Source organism: Acinetobacter sp. WCHAc010052 (genome assembly GCF_002165295.2).
Lineage (GTDB): Bacteria > Pseudomonadota > Gammaproteobacteria > Pseudomonadales > Moraxellaceae > Acinetobacter > Acinetobacter chinensis.
The window spans coordinates 353796-378046 of record NZ_CP032143.1; the positions used below are offsets into that span (position 1 = coordinate 353796).

General features: G+C 43.6%; 22 protein-coding genes. 17 read left to right on the forward strand and 5 right to left on the reverse strand.

Translation table 11 applies throughout. From position 1 onward, the window contains the following. Nucleotides 1-516 precede the first annotated feature (516 nt). From CDG61_RS02045 to CDG61_RS02110, 14 genes are all read left to right on the forward strand, one after another. Nucleotides 517-3840 carry a pilus assembly protein gene (locus tag CDG61_RS02045; protein WP_322887956.1) on the forward strand — a complete coding sequence of 1108 codons (3324 nt, stop codon included), beginning with the start codon at nucleotides 517-519 and terminating at the stop codon, nucleotides 3838-3840. A gap of 9 nt (nucleotides 3841-3849) precedes the next feature. Beyond that, nucleotides 3850-4407, forward strand: coding sequence for a type IV pilin protein (locus tag CDG61_RS02050; protein ID WP_087549876.1), 558 nt, complete (start codon nucleotides 3850-3852; stop codon nucleotides 4405-4407). Beyond that, the gene (locus CDG61_RS02055) at nucleotides 4401-4844 is read left to right on the forward strand and encodes a type IV pilin protein (protein WP_171405566.1); all 444 of its coding nucleotides are present in this window, start codon (nucleotides 4401-4403) and stop codon (nucleotides 4842-4844) included. Before CDG61_RS02050 ends, CDG61_RS02055 begins: the two co-directional genes overlap by 7 nt. A 142-nt stretch (nucleotides 4845-4986) precedes the next feature. After that, a complete protein-coding gene (gene rpsP / locus CDG61_RS02060; RefSeq protein ID WP_087512172.1) occupies nucleotides 4987-5244 on the forward strand; it encodes a 30S ribosomal protein S16 in 258 nt (85 codons plus the stop codon). A gap of 28 nt (nucleotides 5245-5272) precedes the next feature. Next, entirely contained in the window at nucleotides 5273-5821 is a 549-nt protein-coding gene (gene rimM, locus CDG61_RS02065) for a ribosome maturation factor RimM (protein WP_087549877.1), read from the forward strand. A 53-nt stretch (nucleotides 5822-5874) separates the two neighbouring features. Continuing rightward, the gene (gene trmD / locus CDG61_RS02070) at nucleotides 5875-6621 is read left to right on the forward strand and encodes a tRNA (guanosine(37)-N1)-methyltransferase TrmD (RefSeq protein ID WP_087512174.1); all 747 of its coding nucleotides are present in this window, start codon (nucleotides 5875-5877) and stop codon (nucleotides 6619-6621) included. Between the two features lie 137 nt (nucleotides 6622-6758). After that, nucleotides 6759-7133 (forward strand): 50S ribosomal protein L19, encoded by a 375-nt coding sequence (rplS, locus tag CDG61_RS02075; RefSeq protein ID WP_087512175.1) that lies wholly within the window; start codon nucleotides 6759-6761, stop codon nucleotides 7131-7133. Between the two features lie 381 nt (nucleotides 7134-7514). Further along, the gene (locus CDG61_RS02080; RefSeq protein ID WP_228199602.1) at nucleotides 7515-8012 is read left to right on the forward strand and encodes a pilus assembly FimT family protein; all 498 of its coding nucleotides are present in this window, start codon (nucleotides 7515-7517) and stop codon (nucleotides 8010-8012) included. Then, the gene (gene pilV / locus CDG61_RS02085; protein WP_171405567.1) at nucleotides 8009-8518 is read left to right on the forward strand and encodes a type IV pilus modification protein PilV; all 510 of its coding nucleotides are present in this window, start codon (nucleotides 8009-8011) and stop codon (nucleotides 8516-8518) included. Before CDG61_RS02080 ends, pilV begins: the two co-directional genes overlap by 4 nt. 1 nt (nucleotide 8519) lies before the next feature. Continuing rightward, complete coding sequence (locus tag CDG61_RS02090) at nucleotides 8520-9614, forward strand: PilW family protein (protein WP_087549879.1); 1095 nt, start codon at nucleotides 8520-8522, stop codon at nucleotides 9612-9614. Beyond that, nucleotides 9611-10393, forward strand: a complete 783-nt coding sequence (locus tag CDG61_RS02095) for a pilus assembly PilX family protein (protein WP_087549880.1) — start codon at nucleotides 9611-9613, stop codon at nucleotides 10391-10393. The genes CDG61_RS02090 and CDG61_RS02095 overlap by 4 nt, the downstream gene beginning before the upstream one ends. A gap of 12 nt (nucleotides 10394-10405) precedes the next feature. Next, the gene (locus tag CDG61_RS02100) at nucleotides 10406-13801 is read left to right on the forward strand and encodes a hypothetical protein (protein WP_087549881.1); all 3396 of its coding nucleotides are present in this window, start codon (nucleotides 10406-10408) and stop codon (nucleotides 13799-13801) included. Nucleotides 13802-13812: 11 nt separating this feature from the next. After that, on the forward strand, nucleotides 13813-14274 hold the full coding sequence (locus CDG61_RS02105) for a prepilin-type N-terminal cleavage/methylation domain-containing protein (protein ID WP_322887957.1): 462 nt from the start codon (nucleotides 13813-13815) through the stop codon (nucleotides 14272-14274). Next, a complete protein-coding gene (locus tag CDG61_RS02110; protein WP_087549882.1) occupies nucleotides 14268-14753 on the forward strand; it encodes a type IV pilin protein in 486 nt (161 codons plus the stop codon). The genes CDG61_RS02105 and CDG61_RS02110 overlap by 7 nt, the downstream gene beginning before the upstream one ends. A 50-nt stretch (nucleotides 14754-14803) precedes the next feature. Here the strand turns inward: CDG61_RS02110 and CDG61_RS02115 are convergent, their stop codons facing one another. From CDG61_RS02115 to CDG61_RS02125, 3 genes are all read right to left on the reverse strand, one after another. Then, nucleotides 14804-15781, reverse strand: coding sequence for a lipase family alpha/beta hydrolase (locus CDG61_RS02115; protein WP_087549883.1), 978 nt, complete (start codon nucleotides 15779-15781; stop codon nucleotides 14804-14806). A 184-nt stretch (nucleotides 15782-15965) separates the two neighbouring features. Then, entirely contained in the window at nucleotides 15966-16949 is a 984-nt protein-coding gene (locus CDG61_RS02120) for an esterase/lipase family protein (RefSeq protein WP_087512181.1), read from the reverse strand. Nucleotides 16950-17277: 328 nt separating this feature from the next. Further along, complete coding sequence (locus tag CDG61_RS02125) at nucleotides 17278-18303, reverse strand: lipase secretion chaperone (protein WP_087549884.1); 1026 nt, start codon at nucleotides 18301-18303, stop codon at nucleotides 17278-17280. Between the two features lie 143 nt (nucleotides 18304-18446). Between CDG61_RS02125 and truB the strand changes: the two genes are divergently transcribed. Continuing rightward, entirely contained in the window at nucleotides 18447-19352 is a 906-nt protein-coding gene (gene truB, locus CDG61_RS02130; RefSeq protein WP_087550018.1) for a tRNA pseudouridine(55) synthase TruB, read from the forward strand. Between the two features lie 40 nt (nucleotides 19353-19392). Beyond that, the gene (locus tag CDG61_RS02135; protein WP_087549885.1) at nucleotides 19393-20163 is read left to right on the forward strand and encodes a sulfite exporter TauE/SafE family protein; all 771 of its coding nucleotides are present in this window, start codon (nucleotides 19393-19395) and stop codon (nucleotides 20161-20163) included. 76 nt (nucleotides 20164-20239) lie between these two features. Here the strand turns inward: CDG61_RS02135 and CDG61_RS02140 are convergent, their stop codons facing one another. Next, nucleotides 20240-21106: an EamA family transporter gene (locus CDG61_RS02140; RefSeq protein ID WP_087549886.1), complete on the reverse strand. Its 867-nt coding sequence runs from the start codon at nucleotides 21104-21106 to the stop codon at nucleotides 20240-20242. Nucleotides 21107-21327: 221 nt separating this feature from the next. Here CDG61_RS02140 and CDG61_RS02145 point away from each other — a divergent pair, with 221 nt between their 5' ends. Then, a complete protein-coding gene (locus CDG61_RS02145; RefSeq protein ID WP_087549887.1) occupies nucleotides 21328-23148 on the forward strand; it encodes a hypothetical protein in 1821 nt (606 codons plus the stop codon). 27 nt (nucleotides 23149-23175) lie between these two features. Here the strand turns inward: CDG61_RS02145 and CDG61_RS02150 are convergent, their stop codons facing one another. Next, the gene (locus CDG61_RS02150) at nucleotides 23176-24063 is read right to left on the reverse strand and encodes an EamA family transporter (RefSeq protein WP_087549888.1); all 888 of its coding nucleotides are present in this window, start codon (nucleotides 24061-24063) and stop codon (nucleotides 23176-23178) included. Nucleotides 24064-24251 lie beyond the last annotated feature (188 nt).

Below are 24251 nucleotides of genomic sequence, written 5' to 3' on the forward strand. Positions count from 1 at the left end.
GGCGAAGAAATGAAAAAATTTAATCAGAAGTTACTTTCAGTTGCGGTATCCATGTTAATGACCGCAAGCATTTGTCATGTAGCCACCACTCAGGCGAGTGATATCGATATTTATAAACTGCCTGATCAGACAAAGTTATCTATTTTTATGATGCTGGATTTATCAGGGAGTATGGATAGGAGTAATCCAAATTCTGGGCGAGTAGGTTCATGTGATACACCAAGTAATGTAAAAGATAGTGATATTATAGATTTTTTGGGTGTTTATGATGCTGATAAGGGATACACAAGAAATTATTGTCAGGTAGGGGGGGGTAATACAAAAACTTATTATTACTTTAAAAGTGGAACACAATGGTATAGTTGTGGTAGTTCCGGTACAACCTTAGACCCAAATACAAGCAGATGTTCTATAAAAATTTCAGCCCCTAGTGATGAAATATTATCTGCTTTTAGGAAAGAAAGTAGTAATACTAAATATTATGCTTATACTGGTGGTACAAAATATTATGATCGTATGAGTCGCTTAAAGGATGCTTTATATAACTTAGCAACATCAGATGATATTCCACCAAATACCCAAATTGGTATAGGGACATTTGCTCCCAATGACGGAAAAAGGGGGTATATTGTAGTTAAATCAGACACTTGGGGTGGGGTTGGGTCTGCGCAACGTGAAAAAGTACTGGATTTAATTAAAAGTAATACCTTTAAAGGATTAAATAATACACCAACAGCAACATCTTATGCTGAATCTGCGGCATATTTATTAGGAACAACAACAGGTGGCGGGACGTATAGCGGTATAGGTTTAACTGGTGCTGCATCTGGAATTACTACAGGTGCTAGCTCAAATATGAAGTATATAAGTCCATTAGATAGAGTCACTGAGCCGAAATGCTCAGGTAAAGGTATTTATTTCTTAACAGATGGTGAGCCAAACGGGGTGGGTGGTAGTGCAAAAACTCCAATGAAATTAGCTTTAAATTTGAGTAATGATATAAATACAAGTGGGGGGTTGGTAAATACTAATGCAAAATATTCTGGCTCAGCAGACTGGGAATACATTGGTGCTTTTGCAAAATATTTAAATAATGGGAATAATTTACAGCAATTTTTTAATAGCGTAAAAAATAATGATCAACATGTAATAAAAACAGCTGTGGTCGGGTTCGGTTCAGTATTTGATGTGGCTGATCCAAATGGTACGATTCGTAAAAATCTGGCAGACCCTAAAACAGGTAAAGTACGCACATATTATAATTGCAGTCTTATCTCGGGTGCAGATGCTAAAAATGCATGTTATTGGGGGAATAAGACTAAATTCTCGAATGGTACATTAGTCCCGGGGATAGGAAACACAGCTGCCAATCCAAACAGTTATGGTGAAGGTGGGTTCTATTCTGCTTCATCAACGGATGAAGTGATTACCAGTTTTAAAAATTTTGTTGAAGACATGGAGCCTAACTTTGAACCGGTTGCTACAGGTTCACCATCTCTGCCTGTAGATGCTTTAAACCCAATTCAGATCCAGCCTTATGGCTATTATGCTCAGTTTACACCTAAGCCGCATAAAGATTTGCAACTGTGGTTAGGGAACTTAAATAAATACCATATCAAAGATGGTCAGTTATATGACAATACAAAACTGATTGCGTTGATTCGAAATGCAGGGGCTGATGTTGGGGAAATAAATCCAGATGCACATGGTATATGGGGTGCAAATGACACTGGTGGTGTTTTAGGTAGATTGCCTCTGGGTGATCAGTCGAATGAAAAAGGTAATCAATACTCAAAACGTAAAGTATTTACTAACCGTGAAATCACTGCGGGTGTCGCATCTGAAACATCAACGCTTAAAAAGGTTGATCTGGAGAGTTTATTTTCAGCTGATGCAACTAAAGCTGTATTTTCAAGTGATCCTAAGAAAAATTACTGGCTTAACGTATTAGGCTATGGGGTGGGGGAAAATCAGACTGGTATTACACAGGCATCTTTGGCTGGCATTCCTGAAATTCGGCAGATGGGTGCAGTGATGCATTCTAAACCACTGCTGTTGACTCAGGAAGGTAAAGTGGTTGTAAATAAAGGTACAAACGGTGCTAAGCCAGTTGTTACTAGTACTGATCGGAAAGATTATCTGCTCTATGGTACGAACCAGGGCATGCTGCATGTAGTTAATGTAGGGAAAGATACTGATGATGACCGTGGTAAAGAAGTCTTTACTTTCGTGCCTCATGAAATGATGGAAAATCAGTACAAGGGTTTTCTCTCAGAGGGAAATACAAACGGAGGGCGTCATCAGCTCTACTATGGTATTGATGGTGCCTGGACTTCCTACACTCAATATGTATCCAAAACAGACGGAACGCTGACAGTTAAAGATTCAGGTCGTAAGGATAATGATAAAGAACTCAATCTGAAAGGTTTACAGTGGGTTTATGGTGGTTTGCGTATGGGCGGGCGAAGTTACTATGCACTGGATCTGAGTGATATTGACAGTCCGAGTATGAAGTTTCATGTGAACCCAGCAAATGCCGCTGCAAGTACACCATTAAGTTATATGGGGGAAAGCTGGTCCAAACCAACTGTGACCTGGGTAAACTGGGGTGGAACCCGCAAATTGGTCATGTTGGTTGGCGGGGGATATGACAGTACTGGTGATGTGCAGTGTGGAGATGAGACTAAGAATAACCCGGCGCTGGCAAATTATGATGCACAGAATAAATATAACAATAAAGGCTACGAGTGTCCTAAATATAATCAGACCAATAACAAAGGTGCTGGTGTCTATATGTTTGATGCGGGCAATGGTGACCTGCTGTGGTGGGCGAGTGCAAATGCAGGCACATCGACAGGCGCAGCAACAGATTCAGGAACTATAAAAACACATAATGACAACCTGAAGTTCAGTGTGGTCAGCCAGATTAATGCGGTTGACCGTGATTCGGACGGTTTAGCAGATCATCTGTATTTTGGTGACCTGGGTGGGCAGGCATTCCGTATAGACCTGGATAATAAAGCTGCGACCAAAGGGGCTTTTGCAAAACGCGTTGTACGTTTGTATAACGGCCATGTTGCAAATGGTGCAAGTCCACGCTTCTATGAAATGCCTAGTTTCTCTGTACATAAGGGTGTAGATGGTATGTTTGGTGCGCTTGCCCTGAGTTCTGGTAACAGAAGTTCACCTTTGGCAGGAACACATACCATTGATGGTTCGGTTGTGACAACTGCTACAGCAAATGACGGTGTCTATGTCATTTATGATAATGATGTGGCACGTTCTGATCTATATTCGACAACTACGCTGAGAACATCACCAGCTGGACTTGGTGTGTCTTTGGAACTGGTAGATTTTGATGATCTGAAAGCAGGTATTGCACAGACTACTACGACTAATAAGGTGACTTCTTATACGGGTGGCTGGAAATATCAGTACGATAATGTTGCTGGTAAATATAAAGGAATGAATGAAATATACGCCCTGGACAGTATGCTTTACGTCAACGTTTATCATAAGAATGGTACGGGTATTATGGGTGACTGTGGTTCAGGTGTGGTTGGGGATACTGAGCTTTACCAGTTCTGTTTGCCTACAGGTAAGTGTCCATTTACATATCCAGATGGTGCAACAGGTCCAAATAAAGTCATACTGGGTGGTGGTATTTTAGGAACAGGATTAGGTGCAGGCTATAGTAATAAAACAGATGAAACAGGTTTGATTGTTCCTAAACCAGGCAGTCTGGATTGTACAGCAGATGCAAATAAAAACCTGCCTCAATGTCAGCTGTTTGATACAGGTGCAAGATTGCAGCATCTACGCTGGTATGAGTCTCGATAGGTTGAAGCAATGAAAAAAAATCACGGCTTTACGCTGATCGAACTCATGATTGTACTGATCATTGTTGCAATCTTTATGGCAATTGCCATTCCCAGCTATCAGCAGTTTATGCGGAAGCGGGATCTGGCAATTGCTCAACAGGAATCACTGCGCATAGCGGCTGAACTTGAGCGTTTTAAATCTAAAAACTTCAGTTATAAGGGCTTTGATCCTACTTTCAGTTATCCTGGTTTCAATAAGGAAACAGGGGAGTTGTATCTCCCCGTTGGTGCGACATCATCAAATGCCAGGTTTTTGTTGACAGTTGTTGATTCTGCGACGAAAAACCCACTGAATATTATTTTAAGTGCGGGGAAAGAAACAGATGCCTCAAAAGCCGTGAGAGGACTGGGGTGGGTAATGAAAGTTGAACGGATCAAAACAGGTACAGGTGGTGGTGCTTTGCCTAAGGAGCCGAAAAACTACGATTTATTGATTAAAAGTGATGGATTGCGCTGTATGACACGAACAGCAGATATGGTCAAAAACTTCAATGACTGCGGTACACAGGATGTGGAGAAATGGTAATGCGGCTGTACAGGGGTTTTACTCTGATTGAGTTAATGATCGTGGTTGCGATTATTGCCATTCTTGCGGCAATTGCATATCCATCTTATCAGGAATATGTGCGGAAAACTAAACGTGCAGAAATGCAAAGCGAGATGATGAGCATAGCAACGAACCTGCAAAGTTACAGGGCGATCAATCATAATTACACCGGAGCGAAACTGAGTAACTCGGGTCTGTCACAGAGCTTTCCAGCAACAGGTACAGCAAATTATACATTGAACCTGTCTGTAGCGGCACAGACCTGGACGCTTACAGCACAGCCACAAAATGGTCAGGCAGGCAATGGACATCTTGTTCTGAATAACCTGGGACATAAGTGCTGGACCAAAGGCAGTGATGACAACAGTGGTTCAGCATGCGCGCCAACAGCACTGACCAGCTGGGATGGTCGCTGATTAAATTCAGAACTGTGGATAAGCAAAAAATAACCTTTCTTTCGGAAGAAAGATAACGTAAAATATTGCCCTCTATGAAAGGGGTTTGAAATGTATCGATGGTCGGTACAGGGATAATCCGTAAAAACTATAAGGTTGTATCATGGTAGTTATTCGTCTTGCACGCGGTGGTGCTAAAAAACGTCCGTTCTATCAAATCATTGTGACTGACAGCCGCAATGCACGTGACGGTCGTTTCATTGAACGTATCGGTTTCTTCAACCCAACAGCTCAAGGTAAAGCAGAAAAACTTCGTCTTGATGCTGACCGTTTTGCACACTGGGTTGCTCTGGGCGCTCAGCCGTCTGAACGTGTTGCTTCTTTAGCTGCTGAAGCTAAAAAAGCTGCAGCTGCTGCATAATTATTTTTTAATTGTCAGCAGGTAGCCCATGACACCAACACAGAATGTGCCCGAAGATCGGATTCAGATTGGACAGCTACGTTCAGCATATGGATTAAATGGGTGGCTCTGGGTCTATTCCAATACAGAACCCATGAGCAACATATTTGACTACCTGCCTTGGTACATTGAGACCAAAGCAGGTTGGCAAACAACAGATGTAAAACGCTGGAAACCACATGGCAAAGGCCTGGTTGTTGCGCTGAAAGGGGTCATTGACCGCACTGCAGCTGACAGTCTGGTTGGTGCAAATATCTGGATTTCAAAGTCGCAACTGCCTCAACCGGGCGTGGACGAGTATTACTGGTCAGATCTGAAAGGCTTAACAGTGTTAGGGCTGAACGATGATGAACAGGAAATCAATCTCGGTAAAATTCACGAACTGTTTGAAACAGGAGCTAACGACGTTATGGTGGTACACGCAACACCTGACAGTGTCGATAGCGAAGAGCGGATGATTCCATGGCATAAAGATGTGGTGCAGCGGGTTGATCTTGAAGCTGGTCGTATTTACGTTAATTGGGGCGTAGATTATTAATTCTTAAATTTATTTTAAAGAATTAACGCAGCAGGAAAACAGAGGAGTCTGCGATGTTTTTTGCAGTCATAACGCTTTTTCCTGAAATGTTTGAAGCGATTACAGCCTACGGTATTAGCGGGCGTGCTGCGAAACGGGACATTATACAGGTTCATTGTATCAATCCCCGCGAATTTGCAGAGGGCAACTACAAAAGAGTGGATGAACGTCCATTTGGTGGTGGTCCTGGTATGGTGATGATGGCTGAGCCTTTGAGCAAAGCAATCAGCCATGCTAAAGAGCTTGCAAAGCAGGCAGGTGCGGTTCATGTTCCTGTGGTGTATATGTCACCGCAGGGAAAAACCTTAAATGAACCTGCGGTACAGCAGTTTGTCGAATATGATGGTCTGATTGTACTGTGTGGTCGTTATGAAGGTGTCGATGAACGTTTGATCCAGCAATATGTTGATCAGGAATGGTCTATTGGAGATTACGTTCTGTCGGGTGGTGAGCTCCCTGCGATGGTTCTGCTGGACAGTATTATTCGACGTTTGCCGAATACGATGTCCGATGAACAGTCAGCTGTGCAGGACTCATTTGTGGATGGTCTTCTGGACTGCCCACAATATACCAGGCCAGATCATTTTGAAGGTTTGGATGTGCCTGAGGTGTTAAAGTCTGGGCATCATGCAAATATTGAAAAATGGCGGTTTTTGCAGCGTTATCAACGCACACTTGAACGTCGACCTGAACTGGTTGAAAAAGTGGAGTTGACGAAGCAGCAAAAAAAATGGCTTCGGGATTCAGATACTCAGAATTAATCTGAGTATTTTTAATAGGCTCTTTATGCATTGAAGTGGTCAGGCATAAAGGGAAAGCTAATCGGGTCTATGCGCTTTAGCCTCTATACCCAGCGATGATCAGACCTCTTCTGACTCGCACATACTGGAGATACCCCATGAGTGGTAAGCATCCTTTAGTTCAAGCTGTAGAAAATGCACAGTTAAAATCTGATATCCCTGCTTTTGCACCAGGTGATACAGTAATCGTTCAGGTAAAAGTAAAAGAAGGTGACCGTGAGCGTCTTCAGGCTTTTGAAGGTGTTGTAATCGCGAAGAAAAATCGTGGTTTAAACTCTGCTTTTACTGTACGTAAAATTTCCAGCGGTGTTGGTGTTGAGCGTGTATTCCAGACTCACTCTCCAATCGTTGCTGGTATCGAAGTGAAACGTCGTGGTGACGTTCGTCGTGCTAAACTTTACTACCTGCGTGAATTGTCAGGTAAAGCTGCACGTATTCGTGAGAAATTACCAGCTCGTAAAACTAAAGCATAATTTTAGTTTTATTCGAGTAAAAAAATGCGCCCTGGGCGCATTTTTTTTTGCCGATATATTTAGTGTATTGCTCATTTGTTATTTTTTGTAATCAATTAAAGTGTGAAATTATTCCGATTTACTTAGACTTAATAAATATTATAAAAATACAATAAGCTTTAATTTGTAAGAATTTCTATTCAAATTTATACATTAAAAACAATAAAGTGCCTTATAATATACAGGTGTCCTGTTTTTATTTGTTATATATAATAAAAATATATAAAATGAATGAGATTAAAAAACTATCAAAAAAACATTAAAGTTCATGTAAATTGATTTTTTATTTGTTAGTTATTTTTATTATTTGCATTGATTGAATGCATTTTGGGGTGTTTTGGGGTGTTAGTTAAGCAAAATCAGGGCTTCACGCTGATTGAACTCATGGTCACAGTTGCAGTGCTTGCCATCATTGTCATGGCGGCAGCCCCTTCTTTTGGTGACATGATGGAACGGCAGCAGCTAAACAGCAGTACACAGAACCTGGTCGGCATACTGAGTCAGGCCAGAGCGCAGGCAACACTGGTCAGAAGTGATGTTCAGGTCGAAATTCTGTCTTCTCAGAATGAATTAAATAAAAAATATCAGTCCGTTCAGGCAGACGCTGCTCAGAAAAAAGCACTGGAAGAAAAAAGGCTGTTTCTTTGGGGGCCGGAAGCAAAGGCGGTGCTGAAGAAGGATATTTCTCCCATTACTTTTGAAATGAACGGTACGGTTAAAGGTGCAACTGTCGATACAGCCATCATGATCTGTAATAAAGCGCAGGGTAAAAAGTCCATGACCGTCAGCATTTCCAGAATGGGGCTTATTCAGCCTGTGACCAATGGGGAGTGTTCATGAAGATGCTGAATAATCAAAAAGGTGTGGGACTGGTTGAAGTGCTGGTGTCTTTACTGATTCTGGCATTAGGCATTATGGGGTTTGCAGCACTGCAATACAGAGCGATGGAAGCGACCTCAGAAAGCAGTGCGCGGGTGGAAGCAATCAATCTTGCGCGGGATTTTGCAGAAAGACTTCGGGTGAACCGAGGGGCAATTGAAACCTATAAAACTGAACTGAAAAAAGCAACAGATCAGCAGGCATCATCAAAAATCTGTAGCAAAGAAATGTGCAGTGCAGCGGATATGGCTGATTTTGATGTGGCACAACTGACTCAGAAAGCGGCTGTACGGGGTATGTCTGTCAATCTGGAAAACTGCCAGGGAAACTCAGATGAGCGCAGCTGTATTTATATTGCATGGGGTGATACAGCGCCCACCAATGGTGATGCCAATGGTGAGGGGAACTGCACCACCAGTACGGCTTATGACCCATCATCAACCTGCCTGATTATGGAGGTGTACTGATATGAAGTCACAGCAAGGTTTTACGCTGATTGAACTGATGATTGCACTTGCACTCGGACTCGTGGTGACAGCAGCTGCCATGTTACTTTTTCTGACAGCTCAGAAAAGTTATTCCTTACAGAAAGGGATGGGAAATCTCCAGGATAATGCAAATTTTGGTTTAAATCTGATTACTAAAGACATTCGGTTATCCAATCTGAATACCTTTTCATCTGCCATGAATGACGAAACTTCTCATGGCGGAATTGTGCTGACATCCTCTGTCAATGCCACTAAAACTGTAGTGACTGCACCTGAAGTCGCAGAGCCGTTAAGCAATCTCTATAAGACGATTAAAGGGGTGACTGCAGAAACAAAATTATTATCCAGTTCAGCTTTACATGCTTCCAATGTCAGTTGTGTGGCTGCAACGGACAGCAATGTTCAGGCAGCCAATACCTGTAAAGCCGGTACAGCACTGCAAAGTGATCAGCTCACGGTGCAGTATAAGCCTCAGTATGTCAAAGATGGCGAAAACTGGTTTGGTGGTTATGACTGTGAAGGGGTGAAAATAGAATTCCCTGTGAAGTCTGGAACAACAGTTAATCCTTTGCGGATGATTGTACAGCGCTATTTCCTGGTGGTGGATGATTCCGTGGATCAGAATGAATCCAATGAACCCCTGGCTTTAGCCTGTGAGGCAGGCTGGTACAGTGAGACGGGTTCACCGGAAAAAATTTCCAGGTTTGACAGCAAAACCTATGGACAGTTTGCCGATAAAGATCCGCAGATTATTATGAAACGTGTGGATCATTTCAGAGTTCTGCTGGAAGTTCAGGCTGAAAACCAGCTCCGCTATATTTCTGTTGCAGATTATATGGCAACACAGGCAGGAACCCGACCACGGATTCTGGCGGTTCAGATTGGGGCTTTAATGCGCTCAGCACAGACGGTCGGAAGCGATGCTGTTTATAAGGCAGATCAGCAGTTTACTGTGCTGGATCAGACTGTAGTGGTGAAGAAGTCTGAAAAAAATCAGCAGGTAAAATATGTCAGACAGGTGGTGACACAGACTGTGGCATTGCGTAATACGTTCGGGGAAAGGGGAGCACAATGAGAAATTATCAATCGGGTGCGACCCTGATTATTGTGCTGGTATTACTGGTGGCGATTACCATTGTAGGTACCCTGGCCATACGTCAAAGCCAGGTCGGACTGAATATTGCCACCAACAGTCAGGCACAGCAACTGATGCTGCAGAACTCCGATGCTGCATTTTTCAATGTGGAACAGGAAGACAATATTATTCAGAGCCTGTCCAGCAGTGGCATGTTTGGTTATATAGACGGGGCAGCAAATAAAGACAAGGAACTGGTGTTCTGCTATCGCGGTGTTTTACCTAAAGATAATTCAACGCTGAAAACGCCATTTTTTGATATCTCCCGTGCCAGCATTATGGCGTGGAATGCTCCAGATAAATCTCCCAAAAACAACAGTCTTGGTACAGATGGGTATTGCAGTACCAGTACTGTCAGCGAAAATTTTTTCACCAGTGGGCGCAAGGCTGTCATGACCCAGGTTGCGGTGAAATTCAGTACTGAAGCACAGAATGATCCTTTTTACGGTCAGATTCTGGGGACGGATGACAACACTGTAAAACTGCAGCGCAGTAAGCCGGTCAAGGTATTTGCAGTATCCATTATGCCGGGTCTGACCACGGTTGAAAGCAGCAAAATAGATGCATGCTTCAGTTCTCATATGAATGATCCAACCATTCCTGATGGAGTCAGTCCTGAGGGTGACAGTGAGGACAGTGTTACGCGCTGTCTTGAAAAATTGAGTGTGCCGTTTCAGTCCAGTGTTACTGAGTATGTGATTGCACAGGACTTTGTTTAAGGGGGCGGAAGAATGAAAAAGATATCTGAGAAAATGAAAAATAACTGGCGCAAGCAGGTTCTGGCAGTGAATATTGCTGCTCTGAGTACAGTCGTGTTAAGCAGCAGTGTGACACAGGCAAGTGATATTGAGATCTATCAGGAAGCCAAATCGGGTCAGGTTACCCTGATGTTTATGCTGGATATTTCGGGGTCAATGGATAACTCTGATAAAGGCGCCACAGGCAGCCGGATGGATCGGTTGCAGATTGCAATGCTTGATTTGCTTCAGGGGAACACTGCAAAAGGCATTGATAAACTGAGTGATGATAAAGTCATTGGAATTTCAACCTTAGGAGCCAGGTATAATAATAAAAACCAGGCAGCGGGTGCTGTGCTGATTCCTGCAAGGCGCCTGAGTTGTAAATCTGGTGATATTGATTGTTTGAATATGCCTGCAAAGAAAACTCAACGACAGTTATTGATTGATCAGGTAAAAGCATTAGAGGCAAAAACGAATACGCCAACCTCCCGTTCCTATGCTGAAACAGTTGCATATATGATGGGGGAAAGTACTTCTGGTACGGGCAGTGGATTTTCTTATTCAAAAGATGAAACAAAACTTTCAGATAAGTCAAAATATCAGAAACCATATTCTCTGACTCAGACAGATGAAGTTGCTAAGTGCAGTGGTCAGGGGGTTTATATCCTGACCGATGGTAACCCTGTTTCTGATGATAATCCACAAAGATTAATGAAGCAGGCTCTGGGTAACAAAGGAGACAGCTTCTCCTGCAATAATTCAACCTGGGACTGTAGCCATGAACTTGCACGGACTTTATTGAATACGGGCAATAATCCAATCTCATTAAAACTTAAAACAGCAATGGTTGGTTTTGGTAACTCTTTTAATTCGGTGCCTACATTTGATCCAACGCTTTCTAAAGATGAAAACCTGAAGGCTGTAAATGAATCATCGGCAGACTCTAACCAGAAAAATGCAGCAAAGCTTGGAATTATTGGTGAAGGTGGCTGGTATTCAGGTAACAGCTCTGAGGATATTGTCGAGAGCGTCAATGATTTCATTAACAGCCTGTCAAAAGAGATTCCTTCAGTCACTACGGGTTCACCAACGATTCCAAAAGATGCACTGAATCCTGCTGTACTTCAGGATGATGCATATTATCAGCAGTTTAAGCCAACACCAGATAAAAGCTATCAGCTCTGGGTCGGTAATATGAAAAAGTACCTGGTGGATGCCAACGGTATTCTCAAAGGCAAGGATGGCAATAAGATTATTGATGATGATGGAAAAATTATTGATAACTTTGACTATTGGGCATATGCCGAAGACCCTGATAAAAAGAATCTGGACGGTGATACTCCAGGCAGTACTGCGTTTGCTTTGCAGGGTGGAGCGTGGTCACAGTTACTGCTTCGTACTGAAACACCGGCAAATATAAACTCCAGACTGCAACGGAAATTATTGACGGATCGTACAGCGGAAGGAACAAAAGGAACATCTCTCAGGTCTGTTTTACCGACCGACCTGACAACCAATCCGAATGATCCGTACCGTGGTTATCTGATGGCTTTGCTGGGGTATGCAGTGAACAGTGCCAACCCGAATGCCACCGATCTGACTAAGGCTGCGGAACAGCGTCAGATCGGTGCGGTCATGCATTCTCAGCCAATTCTGCTGACCAATAAAGGGAAGCTGAAATTCAATACCACAACTAAAATAATGGAGTCTGAAAACAGACAGGATTATGTCCTGTTTGGTACGACACAAGGTTTACTGCATGTTGTGGATGCCAAAACAGGTAAAGAAAAATTTGCATTTGTGCCCAATGAAATGGTGGAAAAACAGCGTGATGCCTTCCTGAAACCAGAAACAACCAATGGTGGTCTGAATAAACTGTTCTATGGTGTGGATGGTCCGTGGACGGCTTATACCGAATATGTGATTGATGGCAGTGGTAATCTGACTGTTGGGAAAGGGAAAGGTGAGTCTGGAAAAGAACCACAGGGTGTACAGATGGCCTATGGTGGTCTGCGTATGGGTGGTCGCAGTTATTATGCGCTTGACCTGCGGGATATGGATAAACCAGAGCTGAAGTTCCACATTAACCCAGATGCAGCAGGTTCTGGTACACCATTAAGTTATATGGGACAAAGCTGGTCTAAGCCAACGATTGCATTTGTGAACTGGGGTGGAAAACGTACCCGGGTAATGTTTGTTGGCGGTGGTTATGACATGGGCTATGAAGATGCTGATTATAACCAGGACAATAAAAAAGGTGCTGGTGTGTATATGTTCAGTGCCGATGACAGTAAAGACAAAAATGGTAATACGACCAAGGCAGGTCAACTGCTGTGGTGGGGCAGTGCTAATGCTTCGGACAGCAGTGCAACTACAGACAGTGGAACGATTGGCAGTAACCACACAGAAATGAAATACAGTGTGGTCAGCGAAATCCGTAGTGTGGATCGTGATGGTGATGATCTGACGGATCATATTTATTTTGGGGATCTGGGTGGACAGATCTTCAGGGTCGATTTTGATAACAGCCAGAGCGTTCTGGGCAGTATCGTGAAAAAACCAGTGCGTATTTTCAATGGGCATCTGGATGGTGGCAAGAGTCCACGTTTTTACGACATGCCTGCATTTTCTCTGTACAGTCATAATGGTTCTATTTTCGCAGCTGTTTCTCAGGGAAGCGGGAACCGCAGTAAGCCGTTATTTGCAAATGACAATTACAGCTTTGACGCGATCTATAATATTTATGATAAAGATGTTGCCCGTAAGGATCTGTACACAGCCAGTTCATGGAACACCAAAGACATCCGACCTGACAATGTCAATGGTCTGCGCCTGATCAGTGATGCAGCGCGTCAGGATAACAGTACCCTGGTTGCTCCAGCAGGCAGTAATGGCTGGTATTACGAGTTTAAGGACTGTGTGAAAGGTTTTGGTAAGTGTGAGAGTTACACCAAACAGTCTGAAAAAGTGTTCGGTACGCCGGTTGCACTGAATAAAAAACTGTTTGTTTCCACTTTTGATGCCAGCAAGGATGGTCTGTCTGGCGACTGTGGTGCAGGTGTGAAAGGTGCAAGTCTGATGACGACCTTCTGTTTGCCTTATGGTCAGTGTGCAGCAGATGACCCGACGGGCAGGGGGCATTCGATGATTGGACCGGGTATTCACACCATTACTGTGGGGAATGACAAAAATAACGGCAATGGCTCGGGTGGAGGTTCAGGCGGCGGATCGGGTGGTGGCAACTCTCAGGAAGATCAGACCAGTGCATCCAACTACTGTATCAGCACCGGTGGGCGTATGACCATTACCATCAGTGGGGGAACCAGTACGGGTGAGCAGACACGGATGTGCCTGATTCCACAACGCTGGTATGAAAAACTCAGATAAGGGAGCCGGTGATGCAGAATCATATGAAATTTTTGCAGAAGGGTTTTACCCTGATTGAACTCATGGTGGTGGTTGCCATTCTTGCTATATTTGCTGCAATTGCTGTTCCCAGTTATCAGACTTATGTCAAACGGGCACATATGTCGCAGGCACAGCAGGAAGTTCAGCGGCTGGCGGCAGAACTTGAGCGGTGGAAATCCCGTAATTTTAATTATCAGGGTTTTGATCTGGCAGTCGGTACCGTGCCGCACTATACGTTTGACGTCAGAGATGGTGCAGATTTTTCCATTAAGCTTAATGAAAAAGACGGTAATGGTCTGTATAAGGCATCAGGACAAAGCTGGATTATTCGGGCAACGGTTGCATCTGATCAGTCGGGTATGGACAGCTATGTACTCTCAAATACAGGACTGCGCTGTAAAAAGCAGGGCAGCTCCATTGCTTCAGACTGTAAGGGAGCTGAGACATGGTAAGCCGAATAAGAGGATTTACACTGCTTGAGCTGATGATTGTTGTGGCAATTATTGGAATACTGGCTGCCATAGCCTATCCGTCTTACAGAGAATATGTACGACAGACACATCGTGCAGAAATGCAAACCGGTTTACAGCAGATGGCTGCTCAGATTCAGAAATATAAAATTTCAAATTTTAAAGTGAAAGGTGCTTCTGCATCAGACCTTGGAGTCACTGAAAATTATCCAGCGAATGGTGATGTACTGTATACCGTCGAGCTGGGATGGCTCAACAGTGCAGGAACATTGGAAAAAACAGCGACACTGGGCTCAGAGAAGTGGGTGCTGACAGCCACACCGGTTACGACTGCCGGACAGTATATGGATGGACATCTGGTACTGAACTTCCGCGGTGAACGCTGCTGGGAAAAAGCTTCAGATAAGGGTGGCGGTCAGGCATGTACACCAACGGCTTCTTCCAGCTGGAACAGTCGTTGATCTGCAATAAAAAAATGCGCCACAAGAGGGCGCATTTTTTGTGTCAGGACTTAAAGTCCCTGTAGTTTCAGACGGTTGGCTTGCTGACGGTAAACAGAAACCGGATCTGGCGCAAAAATATTACGTAAGCCCAGTACCTGATTGACCTCATCCAGGTGGTTCCAGTAATAATCATCACGGATGGTTTTTCCGAACCTCGCACTGCATCGTGGAACCAGACCGTCATTATCACCTTTGTTATTGATAATAAGACTGGTTGCCAGCATGGCAGAATCAGGATCGAGTAAATTGGTCACAGGGGTGTTACCCGTAAAGGAATAAAAATAAATTCCTTTTTCTTTATATGCCCCTTCTCCACAGGCTGTGGTCGGCACACCCATTGGAAATTTAGCATTGAATTTTGCAGACCCAGCAGCAGTCAGACTGTTGGCACCCGCCAGTGAGTCATGCGGATAGCTTTTTGGATCAAGTCCCTGAGCCCAGACGATTGCCTGAGAAAGGAAATTGACGATGGTAACCAGCGGCTTTTCCAGTATGGGTGCGGCATCACGGATATTTAAAATAAAATCAGCAACGGGCGAGCCTTTATTCGGTGAACCAATTGCGGTCAGTGAAGCAACCTTATCCGGCATGATTCCGGCAACATAACGGATGGTTGGTCCGCCGTGTGAATGCCCCAGCAGATTCACTTTAGGAGCACCCGTCAGTGCCAGTACTTCCTCTACCTGCTGAGCCAGCTGCTCACCACGGATTTCTGAAGAATTGAAAGGAGAGACACGTGTCGCCCATACATTGGCACCGTTACGTGTAAGGTCGGGAAGAATCTGGTACCAGTAATCCAGTCCCAGTGCATCATTGCCCAAACGGATAAATCCAGACATCCCGTGGCTGAAAACAAGGGGATATTTGGTTTGAGCATAATTTGAAGTGACACGGGAAGCCTCAATTTTCTGAGGTGATGTGACGGCATGTGTGCTGGTGACAGCAGCTGCACTGAGTGTGGCTGCCATTAATAATCCATATTTCATTTGTATATAATCCTCATTGTTCTTTTCGTTTTTATCTGACAATCGGACATGTCAAAAAAAATTATAGGAATTTATTTGTATGTTTTGTGAACTATTCGACAAATGGTTAAAGGAAATGTAAACAATAATGAAACAGGTGTTTTTAAAATAAAACTCCCCGCACGGTGGCGGGGGATTTTCAGTATCAGAGTCCCTGAAGTTTCAGGCGGTTTGCATGCTGTCTGAATAAAGCAACAGGATCTGGAGCGAACAGCCCCTTAAGCCCAAACATCATATTGGCAAGATCGGTGTGGTTTAAGTTGTAATTATCACGGATGACCTGACCGATATGCGAACTGCAGCGGGCAACCATACCGTCATTGTCTTTGTTTCCATAAGATAAAGGTCCCAGCTGCATTAAAATGGTGTCTATATCCAGCAGGTTGGTGGTCTGAGCCGTACCACCCCAGGAGTAATAGTAGATGCCTTGATCCACTTTTGAACCACTGCTGTTACAGTTTGCTGCCAGGGCTGTGGTCGGAAAGCGTTTATTGAAATTTGCAGATTCAGTTTCAGTCAGAGACTTCATTGAGCCATCAAAATCAAAAGGCATGTCTTTTTGCCCCTGCGCCCATGAAATCAAGGGTGCAACAATATAATCCCCAAGAATATTAAAGAATGTACGGGAACCTGTGTTGCTCTGAATATCATCGGCAACTTTTGAGCCACGGAATGTCCCCCCGACACCGGTTACAGATGCAACATACTGAGGTTTGACCGCAGCAACATAACGAACTGTTGGACCGCCGTGTGAATGCCCGACCAGATTGACTTTATTTTTCCCCGTAATGGCAATCACATCTTCGACCTGGGCAATGAGCTGTTCACCACGGAATTCAGTGGTATGGGCAGGAGACAGCTGAGCTGCAAATACGGTCGCGCCATTGCGAGCCATGTCGGGCAGTATCTGATACCAGTAATCAATATTGAAACTCTCGTTGCCAATACGTGACCAGCCTAACCAGCCGTGGGTCATGATGATGGGATATTTGGTACGGGAATAATCAGATTTAGCTGTTTCCTTGATCTGCAATACAGCCGGAGCTGCCTGTACAGTTGAGCTGAGTCCGATACTTGCTGCGGTCATCAGAGATAACAGGACAGCATTTTTCCTTAGACTGGAATTCATGATAAATGATCCTTTTTTATACATTGTTGTTATTACATTCAGCGTTCAGCTGAACTGAGCGATAGCGATGAAAAAGCAGGCAGTTTCCATTTCACTGTTTCGTCGCATTCATTTTGTTTTTGTTTTGTTGCTCAAGCATTTTTCCACTAAAAAAGATTGATGTCATATCATTTCAGGACAATAGAAAACAAAAAAAGTAATCAGAACAGCGAACTGCATCTGAATAAAAAATATACAAATGTCCTTTAGTGACACAGTTGGAATAATCATGAAAAAACCACCACAGCCTGGACCAGGTGGTTTCAATCAGATGAAAATGGTGAGTGAGTTAATCCGCAAAGGGTAATTTTTGCCCCTGATCATGGACGCTTTCAAAAGTTTCAGCACGCAGCTGATCCTGTTTTGAGCTGAAGCGTTGTGTACGTAACTGGTCAATCGCTTGCTGTTTGGCGGAGTCACTCATACCACTGTTCAGAATACTGTCTCTTTCACTGAGATAACTGTTGATATTATTTTTCCATTGACCCCGCTGAACATCCAGTGTTTCCAGTCGGGCAGTGGCTTCAGCTCCGACCAGGCTGGTCCGCATCTGATGCAGTTCTTCGGCAGAACCTCCACGGGCTTTAATATCGGCAGTCAGTTTGCGCAGATCTTCCAGCTTATTCAGCTGTTCCAGGTTTTCTTTCCAGTCTTCAGGTAAATCATCAAAAAGTGCTTTCAGTTTTTTTGCTTTTTCCGATTCGGACAGTTTTTTATCTGCCAGAACTTTCATGCGCTCAATGGTGTAGTCATTATAAATATCTTCAGTGCCAAACAGACCTTCAATTTCATAAGCTGAGAAGAACCGCTTTCTCAGATTTTTCATATCATTGAAAATTGCAGCATAGTATCCAGGTTCTTCCTGGCTGCCGCCTGGGGATTTGAGCGTACCCAGCTGCTGTCTGTATTGCAGATAACGGTTCCACAAATCAATGATCTGCCCCAGAGCAGGTTCTTTGTAGCTTTTTTCTATATATGCTTTGAAACTCTTCTGGATCTGATCCATATTTTTTTCACCCATCTGGGTAATGAAATATTCAAAACAGTCCCGCGTTTGCTCATTTACAATCAGCCTGTTGCCTGCATCGAGCTGCATCTGGCAGTTCACCTCAGTGTCCTGCTGGCTTTTACTGCTGAAAGGATCGGTCTGTGCAGAAGATGCAGCCTGTTCTTCAGTCTGCTGAAGCAGATTCTGTTCGGAAGGGTGACTGTTCTGCTCTGTCCCTGTTGATGATGATGGTGCCAGCCAGTAGATCAGAGTGCCCGTTGCAACGACAGCAATGATCAGTAATATCCATAATTTATTTTTTTGCATTCCTGCATACCTGTGGGATGTTTTTATTGTTTGAATTCAGCGCTTTTAAATATGCCATAAATTATCAGAGCTGTTAGCGAAAAGTTGTAAATACAGCAGGCACATTGTTACCATTGCACAGTCCGATTCTGTCAGCTTTTTATATGAAACAATCTTCATCCCGTATCCAGCGCCGCCATCTCAGTGGTGTTTTTTTACTGAACAAACCTTTAGGTATCAGCTCCAATGCAGCACTGCAACGGGTTCGCTGGTTGTTCAGAGCACAGAAAGCAGGACATACCGGTGCGCTTGATCCACTGGCTTCTGGTCTTTTACCTGTCTGCCTGGGAGAAGCAACCAAGTTTTCTCATTATCTGCTGGAATCCACCAAACGCTATCAGACCACAGTTTATCTGGGGCACAGCACCACCACAGGTGATGTTGAAGGTGAAAAATTTCAGGAAAAAGCAGTTGAAGAACTGACTGAAGAAAAAATTCAGGCGGTACTGAATGCATTTACTGGTGATATTTCACAGGTTCCACCGATGTATTCGGCACTGAAAAAAGATGGTCGCCCGTTATATGAACTTGCGCGAAAGGGAATTGAAATTGAGCGTGAAGCCCGACCGATCACAATTGAATCCATTCAGCTGCTCGGCTTTACAGAAAACAGTATCAGCCTGGATGTGACCTGTTCAAAAGGAACCTATATTCGTGTACTTGGTGAAGATATTGCACAGGCTTTGGGTACGTTTGGTCATCTGACATATCTGCACCGCATTCAGACCGGACATTTTGAGTTGATTCCTGAATACACCATTGAATATCTGGAAAGCTTGAATGAAGCAGAGCGTGATGCGCTGCTGTTGCCTGTTTATGCGCCGGTGGATCATTTTCTGAAAATTCAGGTTCCTGAAGGGCGTGCAGAGTTTTTCTGCCGTGGTATGGAAAGCAATATTGATCATGCAGCACAGGAACAGGTGCTGGTGTTTGACGGTGAAAAGTGTCTCGGACTTGCTGAAATTACTGACAAAAAACGGCTGGTACCAAAACGGGTTTTGAACCTATAATTTTTATTTTTGAATGAATGATAAAAAGAGGTGAGGCAGTATGGACATGGAGATTATTCTCAGCCTGATCTTTTTTGCATTCTGTGCAGGCACTATTGATGCTGCTGTGGGTGGTGGTGGATTAATTCAGATTCCGGCACTGATGGGTGCATATCCTCAGCTTGCACCAGCCACCCTGTTTGGAACCAATAAACTGGCAGCAGTGGTCGGTACAGCAACTTCAGCCTGGTCTTTTTCCAGAAAAGTGCGGTTTGAATGGAAGCTGCTGATCGTGGTGGGTGTCTGTGCCATGATCAGTGCATTTCTGGGTGCAGCCAGTGTTGCCATGATTCCCAAAAGCGTACTTCAGCCTTTTGTCCTGATCATGCTGATTGTCATGGCTGTTTATACATTAATGAAAAAACAGTTTGGTCAGATTCATACCCCTCAGAACATCACGCCTAAAATTTTACTGCTGGCCGGAGCAGGAAGCCTTGCGATCGGTTTCTATGACGGGCTGTTTGGACCAGGAACGGGCAGCTTCTTTATCTTTTATTTTATCCGCTACTTAAGGATGGATTTCCTGCACGCTGCCGCGCTGGCCAAAATTGGAAATGTCATGACCAACCTGGCAGCACTGAGCTTTTTTATTCCTTCGGGGCATGTGCTGCTGACCGTGGGATGTATTATGGCGGTTGCCAATATGCTCGGCTCTGTGGTCGGTGTAAAACTGGCACTGAAATACGGCAGTGGTTTTATCCGTATTCTGTTTCTGATACTGGTGTCTGTGCTGATAGTCCGGCTCAGCTATCAGATGTTTTTCTCAGCCTGAGATGAGATATTCTCTAAAATGAAAAAAAGATGGTTTTAACCATCTTTTTTATTTATCTGAAATAACAGAAATCTGTTTACTGGGCGGATTCAGGTTTAGCTCTGAACGTTACTCCAATAGATGCTGCCATAATGCAGATCAGCGCAATACACTGATAAAAAGTGATGTGCTCTTTGAGCAGGATCATTCCTGTGACGGCACCAATAGCAGGGGAAAGACTGGATAAAGTTCCATAACTGAGCTTACTCAGCTGTTTCAGTGCCATCAGATCCAGTGCATAAGGGATGGCAGTTGCCAGCAGTGCAATCATCAGTGCCTGTTTCCAGTACTGCGTCTGTAAAAGTGCCTCTGGGTTATGTACAGCACTGACTGGAAGCATCACCATCGCAGACAGCACAATCGCAATGGTCAGGGCATGCATACCGATATTCTGGCGAACCACTTTCTGCCCAAAATAAATATAGAATGCCCAGCAGACACCGGCACCAATTGCAAAAGCAGCACCGAGCCATGAAAAATTATGTGCGGTTGCATCCTGCCACGGGATCATCAGCGCAATGCCCATGACGGCAAGAAATACCCATATATAGTCGCTTTTCTGTTTTATGGATAAAAAAGCAAGGGTTAATGGCCCTAAGAACTCCAGTCCAACGGCAATTCCCTGAGGTAATTTTCCTAAGGAGGCATAAAACAGAACATTCATCAGGCAGACAGAGCCACTGTAAAACAGAAGATCTTTCCATTTTAAATAGGGCAGACGCTTAATGATTTTCCAGGATTGGAACATCAGGAAAATCAGAATGGATGCAAAACAGAGCCTTAAGGTCACTACTGTAAGTGGGTCGAGTACTTCAAACAGTTGTTTGGCAAATGATGCACTGATCTGGTATGCAATCATGGACATAACCATGTAAAACACAGCAGTAATTTGAGTATTTGGCATGATGCACACTGACAGCCGCAGGCGGTGTATTTTCTGAAATGAGTCAGTGAATTATAACAGTGAATCTGGAAATAATAGATGTTATGAAAAAATGGAAAATGCCATTTCATTTACAGATAATATATTAATCACGGTAAAAATAATTCTAATTTGTTATTGAAATTCAAAAACATAATAATAAGCGTGCGTTTTTGCGCACATTAAAACTGGGGACAATAATAATGATTGATTTATCAATTAAATTTAAGCAGATCAGTTTGGTCTGTATGCTTGGGGCATCACTGGCGGGCTGCGGAGGTTCAGACAGTGACAGTAATTCACAGAATAACTCTGCTACAGAAGAAGCGACTGTTTCCAAAGCTGTTTCAGCACTGGTACAGACAGCTACAGGTACTGCGCTTGAAGGTGCTGAAATCAGTATTGCTGGGCAGATATTAAAAACTGATGCAAACGGTAAGATTATTTCGACAGTCAGGATTCCTCAATCGGCAAAATCAGTCATCGTCACATTTAAAAAAGCAGGCTTTATTACTCAGTCTGTTGAGCTGAAAGTTGAAGATCTGGCTCAGTTAACGGCAAATTTATTACCGGTTAAACAGACACTGACTGTGGCTAAAATTGAAGATGAGCAGGTGATTCAGGCTGCGTTTATGAATGCACAGATCAGTATTCCTGCAAACGCTTTTGTGATTGAAGGTACAACTCAGGCAGCGACAGGTCAGGTGACTGTTGAATTTACCCCGTGGGACATTACCGGCAGTGATCTGAATGCTATGCCAGCCAATGGTGTTGCAGTAGATGCTCAGGGTAATCCGGCATTACTGATCAGTGCAGGGATGATCACCGCAACATTTACAAACAGCGCTGGTCAGAAATTACAGTTAAAGCAGGGTGTAAGTGCTGATATTCAGATGGATTTACCTCTGACCAGTATTAATAATCAGGCGATGACGGTGGGTACATCCATTCCGATGTGGTACTTCGACCCGAAAACAGGAAAATGGAAGGAAGAAGGAACACCAGGTACAGTAATCAGCTCAGCAACCTCGCCAACGGGGCTTGCTGTACATGCAACCGTAACGCACTTTTCCACGTGGAACTGGGACTTCAAATTTGAAAACCCTGGTGAGGTCAATGTGAAATGTAAGTCAGCAGCGACTTATGTCCCGTGTCATATTACCGCGAAAGTTGAGCTGAAAGACGGTTCAGGTTTAACCAAAACCAGTTCAATTCCTGCCGAGGGCGTGGATATTGTCAATATGCCAACGGAAGGCACTATTTACTGGACTGCAAAGGATACAACTGGAACATTAATCGGATCGGTAACATCTCAGTTACCTGGCGATAAAAATGTGGTGATTGATCTGGGCACACCTGCAACCAGTAATAAAGTTTCCTGTACGCTTAAAAACGGTACGCCTGTCGCTTGCAGTGGTAAATTTACTACGACGGTAAATGGCGATGAGAAAAATGCCGAATTTACAGCATCGGAAGAAGGTGTGAATGTTCTGACAGGTCTTAAATCTTCTGATAATACATTGGTCTGGCTTGCATATTCAGCGATTACCCTTGAGGGTGATCAGTGGGTTCGTTACAGGGGAAGTAAGGTTTCGGGAGCTAAAGCTGATGTGAAAATCGTTCTGGATGATAAAGAAGTTGTTGCTGCGGATAAAGGTCTCAGTTTTTATATACAGTGTATTTATGAAACAGCTCATCCAGACTTGGTTGGCAAACCATGTAATGTGAATGTAAGTGTTGGAACAAATGATTTTGGGCAGGAAACGGAGCTTAGATTTACAGTTCCATTTAATGAGAAAAAATTAGTCAGACTTCCAAATCAGTTTGCAGGTTTTGAATGGTTGGAGGAAGGAAAAATTACCAATTTCAGAGTTACTGGTTCAATGTTGCAAGGTACATTCTGTGGGTATGCAAATGGTACGGAAGGATTTAAGCGGGATGATCCGCAGCAATTTGTAGTCTATCTGTTTAATAATGGGATTCCATCTGATAATCCAGAATACTTCTGCCAGATGCCGACTTAAAACCGTTTCAGATGAATTAAAACCACTCTAAGGAGTGGTTTTTTTATGACTGTTTCTGGCTTTCTGCGTTGTTACAGTACAGCCAATGGATGCACTGATAATCGTTGCAAGTGCAAGCCATTGAGTCCAGAGCAGTTGTTCGCCTAAAAAGATAAATCCTGAAAAGGCGGCAATCGCAGGTTCTAAACTCATCAATGTCCCGAAACTTAAAGCTGAGAGATTTCTGAGTGCAATCATTTCTAAAGAGAAAGGTAAGGCACTGGCTAAGATAGCTAAAGCAATAAAATAAATCAGATTTGAGGGTTCAAAAACGCTTATTGGCATCCCTGTAAACAAAGCAATCGGCATCAGACATAACATGCCAATAAACATGCCTAAACATACGGTATGGTTACCCGAAACACCTGAAGGTCGTTGTCCTGCAATAATATACAGTGCCCAGCATGCACCTGCACCCAGTGCAAAAGCAATCCCGATCGGGTCTAAACTTTGTGAGGCTTGCTTGAAAGGAAACAGTAAAACCAGTCCTAAGATTGCCAGTCCAACCCAAACGAAATCAAAGCGTTGTCGTGCATGAAATAAAGCGACACTGAGTGGACCGATAAATTCAAAGGCAACTGCAATTCCTAAAGGAATCCGTGAAATGGATAAATAGAACAGGGCGTTCATCCCTGCCAGAGCGATGCCGTAGGTGGCGATTGCCTTCCATTTCACCTGTTTAAAATCAGCCTGCCAGATTTTAAAAATGACAGCCAGGATCAATGATCCGAGCAGTAAACGCATTGCGGAAATGGTCAGTACAGGGAACTGATCAAACAGGATTTTGGCGAGCGCACCACTGCTTTGCATACTGATCATCGCGATGAACAGTAAAATTAAAGCTTGTAAATGTGGTGTGGCTTTTAAATTTGGCATGGGTCTAAGATAAACTAAATTGAGTTCGAATACCTGAACAATAAGAAGAATATTAGAGCTCTTACATCAGCTATTTTGAATCCTAATAAAGTCACAATGGAAGTCCCCTCTCATCATAGGAGAGGGTTAGGGAGATGTTTTATCTAAAGAATTCCCTCATCCTAACCTTCTCCCTGAGCCATATATGG

Bases quoted from the DNA above. Each gene is read 5' to 3' on its own strand.
- CDG61_RS02045 (WP_322887956.1), top strand. From the start codon at position 517: ATGAGTCGCTTAAAGGATGCTTTATATAACTTAGCAACATCAGATGAT.
- CDG61_RS02050 (WP_087549876.1), top strand. From the start codon at position 3,850: ATGAAAAAAAATCACGGCTTTACGCTGATCGAACTCATGATTGTACTG.
- CDG61_RS02055 (WP_171405566.1), top strand. From the start codon at position 4,401: ATGGTAATGCGGCTGTACAGGGGTTTTACTCTGATTGAGTTAATGATC.
- rpsP (WP_087512172.1), top strand. From the start codon at position 4,987: ATGGTAGTTATTCGTCTTGCACGCGGTGGTGCTAAAAAACGTCCGTTC.
- rimM (WP_087549877.1), top strand. From the start codon at position 5,273: ATGACACCAACACAGAATGTGCCCGAAGATCGGATTCAGATTGGACAG.
- trmD (WP_087512174.1), top strand. From the start codon at position 5,875: ATGTTTTTTGCAGTCATAACGCTTTTTCCTGAAATGTTTGAAGCGATT.
- rplS (WP_087512175.1), top strand. From the start codon at position 6,759: ATGAGTGGTAAGCATCCTTTAGTTCAAGCTGTAGAAAATGCACAGTTA.
- pilV (WP_171405567.1), top strand. From the start codon at position 8,009: ATGAAGATGCTGAATAATCAAAAAGGTGTGGGACTGGTTGAAGTGCTG.
- CDG61_RS02090 (WP_087549879.1), top strand. From the start codon at position 8,520: ATGAAGTCACAGCAAGGTTTTACGCTGATTGAACTGATGATTGCACTT.
- CDG61_RS02095 (WP_087549880.1), top strand. From the start codon at position 9,611: ATGAGAAATTATCAATCGGGTGCGACCCTGATTATTGTGCTGGTATTA.
- CDG61_RS02100 (WP_087549881.1), top strand. From the start codon at position 10,406: ATGAAAAAGATATCTGAGAAAATGAAAAATAACTGGCGCAAGCAGGTT.
- CDG61_RS02105 (WP_322887957.1), top strand. From the start codon at position 13,813: ATGCAGAATCATATGAAATTTTTGCAGAAGGGTTTTACCCTGATTGAA.
- CDG61_RS02110 (WP_087549882.1), top strand. From the start codon at position 14,268: ATGGTAAGCCGAATAAGAGGATTTACACTGCTTGAGCTGATGATTGTT.
- CDG61_RS02115 (WP_087549883.1), bottom strand. From the start codon at position 15,781: ATGAAATATGGATTATTAATGGCAGCCACACTCAGTGCAGCTGCTGTC.
- CDG61_RS02120 (WP_087512181.1), bottom strand. From the start codon at position 16,949: ATGAATTCCAGTCTAAGGAAAAATGCTGTCCTGTTATCTCTGATGACC.
- CDG61_RS02125 (WP_087549884.1), bottom strand. From the start codon at position 18,303: ATGCAAAAAAATAAATTATGGATATTACTGATCATTGCTGTCGTTGCA.
- truB (WP_087550018.1), top strand. From the start codon at position 18,447: ATGAAACAATCTTCATCCCGTATCCAGCGCCGCCATCTCAGTGGTGTT.
- CDG61_RS02135 (WP_087549885.1), top strand. From the start codon at position 19,393: ATGGACATGGAGATTATTCTCAGCCTGATCTTTTTTGCATTCTGTGCA.
- CDG61_RS02140 (WP_087549886.1), bottom strand. From the start codon at position 21,106: ATGCCAAATACTCAAATTACTGCTGTGTTTTACATGGTTATGTCCATG.
- CDG61_RS02145 (WP_087549887.1), top strand. From the start codon at position 21,328: ATGATTGATTTATCAATTAAATTTAAGCAGATCAGTTTGGTCTGTATG.
- CDG61_RS02150 (WP_087549888.1), bottom strand. From the start codon at position 24,063: ATGCCAAATTTAAAAGCCACACCACATTTACAAGCTTTAATTTTACTG.